The organism is Prosthecochloris sp., assembly GCA_015482705.2.
Classification (GTDB): Bacteria; Bacteroidota; Chlorobiia; order Chlorobiales; family Chlorobiaceae; genus Prosthecochloris.
The window spans coordinates 303,418-311,802 of sequence record JADMLA020000040.1 but is presented as its reverse complement, the minus strand read 5'-3'; the positions used below and the strand labels follow the sequence as shown (position 1 = coordinate 311,802).

15 protein-coding genes are annotated in these 8,385 nt (G+C 48.2%); 2 read left to right on the top strand and 13 right to left on the bottom strand.

What is annotated here, in order from left to right:
* Positions 1-92: 92 nt before the first annotated feature.
* The 12 genes from QZ209_RS11505 to QZ209_RS11450 all read right to left on the bottom strand — a co-directional run bounded on the left by QZ209_RS11505 (position 93) and on the right by QZ209_RS11450 (position 5,987).
* A complete protein-coding gene (locus tag QZ209_RS11505) occupies positions 93-1,370 on the bottom strand; it encodes a site-specific DNA-methyltransferase (protein ID WP_294348022.1) in 1,278 nt (425 codons plus the stop codon).
* A 3-nt stretch (positions 1,371-1,373) separates the two neighbouring features.
* On the bottom strand, positions 1,374-1,823 hold the full coding sequence (locus tag QZ209_RS11500; protein ID WP_294348020.1) for a hypothetical protein: 450 nt from the start codon (positions 1,821-1,823) through the stop codon (positions 1,374-1,376).
* Positions 1,820-2,449: a hypothetical protein gene (locus QZ209_RS11495; protein WP_294348018.1), complete on the bottom strand. Its 630-nt coding sequence runs from the start codon at positions 2,447-2,449 to the stop codon at positions 1,820-1,822. The genes QZ209_RS11500 and QZ209_RS11495 overlap by 4 nt, the downstream gene beginning before the upstream one ends.
* Positions 2,450-2,462: 13 nt before the next feature.
* Positions 2,463-2,654 (bottom strand): hypothetical protein, encoded by a 192-nt coding sequence (locus QZ209_RS11490; protein WP_294348016.1) that lies wholly within the window; start codon positions 2,652-2,654, stop codon positions 2,463-2,465.
* A gap of 4 nt (positions 2,655-2,658) precedes the next feature.
* Positions 2,659-3,666 (bottom strand): phage Gp37/Gp68 family protein, encoded by a 1,008-nt coding sequence (locus QZ209_RS11485; RefSeq protein ID WP_294348015.1) that lies wholly within the window; start codon positions 3,664-3,666, stop codon positions 2,659-2,661.
* A 1-nt stretch (position 3,667) separates the two neighbouring features.
* Complete coding sequence (locus tag QZ209_RS11480; protein ID WP_294348013.1) at positions 3,668-4,381, bottom strand: hypothetical protein; 714 nt, start codon at positions 4,379-4,381, stop codon at positions 3,668-3,670.
* 1 nt (position 4,382) lies between these two features.
* Positions 4,383-4,583: a hypothetical protein gene (locus QZ209_RS11475; RefSeq protein WP_294348011.1), complete on the bottom strand. Its 201-nt coding sequence runs from the start codon at positions 4,581-4,583 to the stop codon at positions 4,383-4,385.
* A 29-nt stretch (positions 4,584-4,612) separates the two neighbouring features.
* Positions 4,613-4,801: a hypothetical protein gene (locus QZ209_RS11470; protein WP_294348009.1), complete on the bottom strand. Its 189-nt coding sequence runs from the start codon at positions 4,799-4,801 to the stop codon at positions 4,613-4,615.
* Positions 4,798-5,088 (bottom strand): hypothetical protein, encoded by a 291-nt coding sequence (locus QZ209_RS11465; RefSeq protein ID WP_294348007.1) that lies wholly within the window; start codon positions 5,086-5,088, stop codon positions 4,798-4,800. The genes QZ209_RS11470 and QZ209_RS11465 overlap by 4 nt, the downstream gene beginning before the upstream one ends.
* Positions 5,085-5,300, bottom strand: coding sequence for a hypothetical protein (locus tag QZ209_RS11460; protein WP_294348005.1), 216 nt, complete (start codon positions 5,298-5,300; stop codon positions 5,085-5,087). The genes QZ209_RS11465 and QZ209_RS11460 overlap by 4 nt, the downstream gene beginning before the upstream one ends.
* Before the next feature lie 205 nt (positions 5,301-5,505).
* Entirely contained in the window at positions 5,506-5,748 is a 243-nt protein-coding gene (locus tag QZ209_RS11455; RefSeq protein ID WP_294348003.1) for an AlpA family phage regulatory protein, read from the bottom strand.
* Entirely contained in the window at positions 5,745-5,987 is a 243-nt protein-coding gene (locus QZ209_RS11450; RefSeq protein WP_294348001.1) for a hypothetical protein, read from the bottom strand. The genes QZ209_RS11455 and QZ209_RS11450 overlap by 4 nt, the downstream gene beginning before the upstream one ends.
* 39 nt (positions 5,988-6,026) lie before the next feature.
* On the opposite strand from QZ209_RS11450, the gene umuD reads away from it, so the two are divergent.
* Both umuD and QZ209_RS11440 read left to right on the top strand, forming a co-directional pair.
* Positions 6,027-6,869, top strand: a complete 843-nt coding sequence (umuD, locus tag QZ209_RS11445) for a translesion error-prone DNA polymerase V autoproteolytic subunit (RefSeq protein WP_294348000.1) — start codon at positions 6,027-6,029, stop codon at positions 6,867-6,869.
* A gap of 154 nt (positions 6,870-7,023) precedes the next feature.
* Complete coding sequence (locus QZ209_RS11440) at positions 7,024-7,581, top strand: hypothetical protein (protein ID WP_294347998.1); 558 nt, start codon at positions 7,024-7,026, stop codon at positions 7,579-7,581.
* A 210-nt stretch (positions 7,582-7,791) separates the two neighbouring features.
* On the opposite strand, the gene QZ209_RS11435 is transcribed toward QZ209_RS11440, so the two are convergent.
* Positions 7,792-8,184 (bottom strand): hypothetical protein, encoded by a 393-nt coding sequence (locus tag QZ209_RS11435; RefSeq protein ID WP_294347997.1) that lies wholly within the window; start codon positions 8,182-8,184, stop codon positions 7,792-7,794.
* Positions 8,185-8,385 lie beyond the last annotated feature (201 nt).

Here is an 8,385-nt window from a genome sequence, read left to right as displayed (position 1 = left end):
GACCCGTCGACCAAGAGCCATTTCGATACCCAATGACGCGCCACCTCCGCCGGCAAAGTTATCGACGATGATCTCATCGTCTATGTCAAGTCTCAACTGTTGCATGTCTGCTCATGTGAAAGGTTTTCTGGTTCAAATAGCCTGCCCTGCCTCGTGATCGCCTCAATCCGTTTCCGGGCCATTTCACAGTACTCTGGGTTTATCTCAAACCCGATAAAGTTCCTGTAACCTCTTGCAGCTACAACTCCGGTTGTCCCCGCTCCTGCAAAAGGGTCGAGAACCGTCTCTCCTTCTGGACAGCCTGCAAGAATGCATGGCTCTATCAATTCTTCAGGAAAGGTGGCAAAATGCGCGTCCTTGAAGGGTTTTGTAGAAACGGTCCATACCGAGCGTTTGTTTCTTGTATCGCCTTGCCACGGTACGCTGCCACAAACGTTCGATCCTGTGCCTTCAGGGCACCCTCTTGCAGATCCCGGCTTTCTTTCTTTGTTCCCTGATTTCTTATTTGCCCGGCCGTCTCGATGATACGAACGATGTGTACCCGGTTCTGTATCCCAATTTGAAGGCACCTTTTTGCGAAAACCTTCATTCTTCGCAGCCGCTGTTTTCCCTACATCAAAGCTGCTGCCGTTATCGCCATAGCTGGCAGGTTCACGGATCGCTGCTGCATCATAGTAATACTGTCGGCTTTTGCTCAAAAGAAAAACGTACTCATGTGCCTTCGTGCATCGATCCCTGACGCTTTCCGGCATCGGGTTTGGCTTGTGCCAGATGATATCCTGCCTGAGATACCATCCATCTGCCCTAAGCGCAAAGGCAACCAACCATGGCACACCGATTAAGTCTTTTGGTTTTATACTTTTGGGGTTTTTTCGCGGCCGAGCTTTTCCGATGGTATTCCCGTAACTATCCCCCAAATTCAGCCATAGCGTACCATCTTCACGCAGTACCCTCCGCACTTCCCGGAACACGTCGACCATATGTTTCACGTACAGTTCAGGGGTCGGCTCCAGCCCGAGACTACCCAACCATGCACCGCATTTCCGGCAAAAACCGGTATCGATTTCTACAGTCTCGCATTTATTCGCTTCAGCACAATTGCCTTTAAACCTCGTTTGATCTTTGCCCGTCCGCAAAGCAACCCCGTTGGCAGCCTGCTGCCAGTTCCCTCCGGTTCCTGTTCTGGCCTGTACCCGTTCGGAATGCCACTCATGCTCACAATCCCCCGGATCGTCCCATACTTGAGGCTTTATCTTGTAGTCCCGGAGCCCCCAATACGGTGGAGAAGTGACACAGCAATGCACGGACTCATCCGGCAGATCCCGGAGCCCTTCGAGACAGTCCACATTATGCAGGTTGATCGTGCTCATGTCTTATATGCTCCATTGCTTTGCCTGCTCCCACGTTATAGACTTTCTCGGCCCGAACCCCTTGATCGGCCAACGAAGCAGCACTATTTCGTAAGGGTTTCGATACCAAGCAGCGAAAGCAATTCCGTTGTACTTCACAACATCGCTCAATGCCTCAACCTGATGTTTCTCGAAATCCGAATACAACAACTTCTCCTGCCTGCATTTGACCTCGACGTGTACTATCTTGCCGTCTTTAGTCATCGCTTTTATATCACCGCTGACCTTCTTTTTCGGGATCGCGGATATGATTTTTCCACCAGCTCTTTTTATTATCCAAGCCCGTTCTATTGCCTCTACTCGTTTATACCCGTGCCGGCGCAGAAGAGCAATAACATGCTCTTCTGAGATATTTCCCGTCTTCGCATTCCTGCGCTGGCGATTGCTCCTGATATATTGCTCGGTTGTAGTCAAAGCTGGACCTCTCCCACTTTGCGACCACCTGATATGTGCTCTAATTTTGTCCCTTTCTTTCTGTCCATCGCATCAATAACCTCTTGTGCTCCTCGGTCCAAATCTCTCAGTTCCCACGCCTGAATGTCTTTTTCGAACGTCTTGATATAATCCTCAACAACGACGTTGCACTGGCGTTTGAGTTCGATGAGATGGTTTTCAAGGTCTGCCGGGAACATGCTGATCTGGCGTTCGGATCCGGGCCTGAGATATGCTTTCGGTAGCTTGACCTGGCTGGCTTCGGGAAAACCGTGAATGCCGACACCAAGCATTATCTGTACGAATTCGCCACCATCATCATGTCCGAACACTATCTTTTCCGCGTAGAAACTCCGGTCTTTTGCCGAAACCTCTTTTATTTCTCCGTTTATTTTTTCTACACGATGTGCGAACTTTTGTGGTAAATCCAGGCATTTCGGAAGCGCACCCAACACACCTGCGAGTGTCAAATGAAACTCATTTGATAATTCAAGTTCTGCACCGTTTACAGTGATTTTCTCTTCATTTGTCCATCCTCTGGCAAATACAAGATCAAGGCCACCACTGAACCCTATCGATTTAATGTTGTACGGCTTTTGATCGCTCATGTTTATCTCCGGTTTAACGTTTATTTAACTGCTGCTGTAACTCCAGATTCTCCATGCGTAACCGCTCCAGTACCACCACAAGCCGTTCCGCTGCTTCACAGCTGGCCGCCCAGATACCGAGTTCCGCTTCGGCGAAGGGCTTACCAACCGGCTGTTGGTAGACGATCCGGGCTTGACGGCGGTAGTAGTAGCTGTCGGGTTTCATGCTATCACCTCCACCTTATTTGACCGTTATGCTCTTGCCCGTCGAGGAGACGACCTGCTCGTTTCTTGCTGACGCGAAACATCAAGAGCGAATCATCTTCCTTTCTTCCTATACCGACATCACTAAACCTGCCGTCAGGCGTAACCCAACAAAGATGTTTTAGCTCTGCCTGGCGCTGTTCTGAAAAACCAAGGGGTTCCGGGTGCCACTCTCCCCATTGCTTAAAGTGGAACGGCACTCCTGCCGCTTCGCACTGATCCCGGACCGACCGCGCCCATTCAGGATGCATTGGCCGAGCGCTCGGGCCGGACTCGCCCCCCATGATTACGAGGTCGATACCCGCATTCAACCATCTGCTGAAATCAACCGGCCCAAGTGCAGGTTCGTAACTCACAAATCTGCGAGCTGCTGGTGTTTGCAACAATATCGGAATGCGCTCATCGGCGGTCTGCTGATCCTCAACCGACACGCCGATGGCGAGGTTATCAAGTGGCCAATTGTTATAACAGCCAATCTTGGCGGCTGCCTCAATTGCCAAATCGTCATGCTTTGGATCATGCTCATGCCACATGTCAAGTTGTGTCATGATATAGGCTGGAAGGTTGCTGTACTCAAAGTACTCAAGCATCCTTTTCGGTCTCTTTGTGAGAATCATAAACCGGTGTTGTTCCGCCATAGCGATTACCGACATCACCTTATCAGTCCGTAAAACTCGTCGAACAGATTCGTGGAACAAATCCCCCATGCTGCAAACGAAAACCGTCCGAGGCTTTCGCCAATGCAAAGGCTCATAAAGCTTGTGAGCTTTGAATTCGGTCTTGCCTGTCCACATATACTTTTGGGACAGGACACGTGTCGGAATAACAACACCGTTGTAATACCCTCCCGTCTGGCAAAACCTGCCCGCCATGCGTTCAGCGTAGCAGTTATCACACCCCGAACTGACCTTACTGCACCCGATTATCGGGTTCCAGGTGGCTTCGCACCATTCGATTTTGCTTTTATCGCCCATTTTAAACCGGTTCTCCTGAATTTGCCTGCTGTGTCCGCTCAACTTCTTTACGGTTCTCGATCTCTTCCTTGAGCCAGTCGATCGTCTTCGCGCCTTTGAGCGCACCTCTGGCATACCTCGCCTCGATGCTCTCCCGTTCGCCGTCTGTAATGACGTGGGAACGGTACATCTTGCGGATCGTCGCGATCTGCGCCTCCGAACAACGTCCCGCCGGTTCGGCCGGCACCGGTGTGGTCTCGGCTCTGGCAATGGTCTCGACCTCCGTTTCGTCGAGCATCCCGAGACCGCAGAACGATAGCGTCGCCCGACGCTTAGCCTTCGTCAACGCCTTCATTCTCGCGTTCGCCAGCGCCTCGCCCTGCAAACCGCCCACGTACACCGCCCCTTCTTCGTAATCGGTTCGCGTGCCGTCCGTGATGCTTATTGTCACGCTCAAGACATCCCCATCCATTTGCGAGTATTCAGGTTTACCGAACGAGAGTCCGCGAGACGCTCTCAGTAGCTCAGCCGTGCCTTTGTCAGCGTACAACCGCTCCTTACCTTGCAACTTGAGAATCTGGAACGGCATTGTCGCCGGATTAAGACCCACCGCTTTCGCATATGACATGGCATACGCATACTTCTCATTGTCATTGAGGCTACTCAAATCACCCCTGAGCAACACCTTTGACAAAATCTGATCGTCCGCTCCATATTTCTGTATTTGTTTTGACATGTTATTCTCCTGTTTCTGGATTTGCGATATGTATAATTTCTCCGTGCATAACTGTTGCAGTGGCAAGAAACTTGTCGTCTGCCTCGTCGTAACCTTCCGCGACCTCTTCAGTAAGCCCCTCGCGTATACGGCCCAAAACCTCACCAGTCAAGTCCCACGAAATCTTGTGGCCACAACCATTAATTATTTCTGTTGTCTCCATGATGTTTGTATATTGTTTTGTGTTCTCAATTAGGTCCCGCGGACAGGCGGGGCTTTTTTATTGTTCCTCGGGTTTGTTTTCACCCTTACCAATTCTGCAGCGCTTGTAATCACGACCGCTCCGAGTGCTCCGAATATTGCCGCTCCCAAATCCGGCACACCGCAGGCTCTTGCGATTACCCAAACCGCCAGAAAAGCGATCAGCATCAGCCCTTTCATGTCTCACCTCGTATTCTTCCTAAAAGAGCATAAGCCTTTAACCCGATCAAAAGCACTCTCTTTATCCCAACCACGGGATCTGCTTCGTCTATGTTTATAAGATCAAAAAGAAGCTTTTCCATTTCTGGGGCAGCAGCAATGAGGTTGGCATTTGCTTCTGTTTCGGCTGTCAACGGCGCGTTATAAATATCCACACCTAATGCACTACTTACCATAGCTCTGCTTGGGTGTTCTTCGCTTGGCGGAATAACTTTCCATGAACCAGGCGTATACCTTGCTTCTTTCATGCCGTCACCCCCTCGCTATAGTCGCTTTCATGCACGACAATACTCGACGTATCGTTCAAGAGCCCCTGTGCCTGTATGAACTTGACCGTGAGTTCGTCGAGGTTACGGGTCAGCACCCGATTCCGCGCCCGTTCCAGGTCGAGCAACTCTGCATGTCGCGCATTGACCAAACGCAGCGTCCGGTTCTCCTCAATGATGTTTGCAAGTAGCATGGCTAAGCCTCCCGAGATTCACGCTCACATTGTAAAGCCTCTTCTCTTGTGTCAAATACATCACAGTATTCGTCATAACTATCGAGTGATTTTGTATAATCCGATGCATATTCCCCCTTTGCCTCGGTTACAAATGCTTTGACTTGGCCCGTGCCAAAGTACCGTTGTACACATGCGTATTTCATAATCCCCCCATTTGCTTTTTTTATTGTTGCTCTGCACCCTCTGACAACCGTTTCACCAGCGCGTCAATGTCCGTCGACCGCCAGGCCGACGTCCGTTCCGACAGCTTGACCGGCTTGGGGTACCGGCCAGCTTTGATACCTTTGTACCAAGCTGCTTTACAGATTGGTATGATCGCAGGGATGCCGTTCTTGCGGTCCCCGATGATCTCCGGCAGGCGGTAATAGCGAAATGGCTTCTCCGCATTGCTTGTGCTTGTGTTCATGATTCGATCATCTCCTTTACGCTCTCAGTTATTTTCTTGCTCTCTGCCTCGTCCCGTCTCTTTTCAGCGATTCGGCGCTTTACTGCGCACTTGTGAGCATTCAGTATTTCGATCTTACCCCGGTAATACTGATCTCGGACAGCTCGGGCCGTGAGCCCCCTTTTGCCGTCCGGATCGAGCATCTTGACGATCTCGTCATAGATGCCACTGAACTTTCTGTTGTCAATTTTCTTTGTCATTGACATGTCACTATATTCGTTTGTTTACTTGCTTTTTTGTTGTCACATCTAAAAAGTAAGTCATACAACTTAAAATTCAAAGCAATTATGCTTAGCAGAGACAAAAAAATTTCTCTACGCTTGGAAGAAATTCGTAATGCTCTAAGCTTAGGAAAGGGCGAGATGGCGGAAAAGCTTGGTGTTTATCCGCAGGATTACAGCAAATTTTTCCCGACAACAAATGAGGGAGAAAGTAAGCGAAAACCCGAAACGCTTGTAGTAGAATTACTTAGTCTCGGTGTTAATGCACATTGGTATTTAACAGGAAAAGGCAGAATGTTTGTGCACGAAATACATGAGGCAAGTGAAATGGATATTGAAAATGACGATGTGTTGAAGCAGGAAGCTCGAAAAATCCAGCTGCTTTTTGATCGGGGTCTGATCAATATCGGAGGCAAAAAAGAAGAAACATTTGGCATGGTAGCTGAAGGACCGGAAAAATACTCAACGAAAACTGCGAGTATACCTGTCTACTCGCACGCCATAGCAGCCGGACCAGCTACAGATTCAACATGCCCGGTTGAGGAAAGCCTTGACTTGCCCAGACACATGATCAACCATCCTTCAAAAACTTATGCAGTCAGGGCAACAGGCGATTCGATGATCGGAGCCGGGATAGAAGAAGGTGACATTCTGATTGTAGACCGAGCAGTCGAGCCGATAAACAAAAATATTGTTATTGCCTCGATCAACGGCGAGCAAACCGTGAAAAGGCTGTGGATCGATGGGGGAAATATCAAGCTCATGCCGGAAAATCACAATTATGAGCCTATTGAAGTACAAAAAGGCATGGACTTCCGAACGCAAGGGGTCGTAACCTGGGTGATTCGGAAGACAGGATAAAATACCTTTAAATTTTCAACTGTATGGTTATAACCTGTCAAACGGGCTAAGAAATTTTTTCATTCACTTTTACGAAAAAGGAATAGTAATTTTTTTATCAAAGCTCTTAAAAAACGCTACAAGGCAAGCTCTTCGGCTGCAAAAAAGAAATCATATGGACAAAGCTATTCTAAGTGCCGCGGTGGCTCTACTCATCTTCACTCTAACGCAGTTGTTTCTGCATCTCAGGTCGCGCCAAACGCTACTCCGCGAAAAGCTTGAGTCTCTTTTTATCGTGATGAATGAGACGTCGCAATCAATAGGCTTGATCATAAAAGGTATAATGTTTGAAGATAATGCCAAGATTGAGGAAGGCTTCGACGGAGTGGAAAAGTCAACCTACGATGCTCGTCCTCACTTTCTTCTATATTTTCCTCTGTTTACCGAGGTTTGGATAAAGAATATTATTGAGCCAGTAATAGAACTTGCAGACCAAGTGAACAGCCTCTCAGCGAACGAAACTGAGAAACGGGAACAGATTCTCGAGCAACTAAATACACTTACGGTGCACATTCGGTACATTCAAAACATGATGGCGAGGAATCAGGACTTAACGACTGAGACTCTTCGTTTTCATTACGATCGCATTTTCCGCAAAAGAATACCCTTGAACATGCCTGCTAAACCGGATGAGCTTGGAACAAGACAGGAGGCCGAACAAAAACAAACATGAAACATCTACTCGATCACCCTCATTAAATACAGGATAATCCGCAATAGAAACTTTCTCGGTATCGTCTTCCGGGTCGGTGAACAAAGAACCTATCACAAGAAGAGCGACAAATGCCAAGAACAGCCAACTATACCAGCGTAATCCAGTTTTTTTCTTCATAATCGTATAGGATTTTTCATCATATTGCTTCCGTTTTTGCTCACCCTCTGCTCAATCAGGCCTCCATTCAAACTCAAGCACCTCCCATTCATCTTCCGCCGTTTGCTGGACCTTTCCATAGAAGTACATTCTTATCAATGCACCGAATGAGTTTTGCGCATCAACCCATGATACTATTCGGTATTTCTGATCACCAATGTCCTGGACAGTATACCCTCCACTCCATGCGTCAGCAAATTTTGCAGTACCAGGAGATTTCAATTGCTCTTTGACATAATACTTCAGGTGAACATAAGCCGCCACTGAACTATCTCTTTCCTGCCAAGGTGTATCGTCCTGACAGGTGAAGACAGCTATACCGAACAATAGAAGAAGAACAGTAAGGCATCCGCAACCTGTCTTTAAATTTTTTTTGTCTTCTTCTCCTACTTTTATTTCAGCCATTGCTCACCTCCAATCATTTGATGTTGCACTAAACAGAAACGCCTCAATATACGTAAAATATCCGCATATTGAGGCGTAACGGCTTTACTGGAGGACTGTTACGCTGGCACTATGAAAACCTTACGATGTGGCGATAAGAGTGGATTTTTGGGTGTTGGAAGTTATAGTATAGGTGATACGCAAGACGATGTAACGGACACA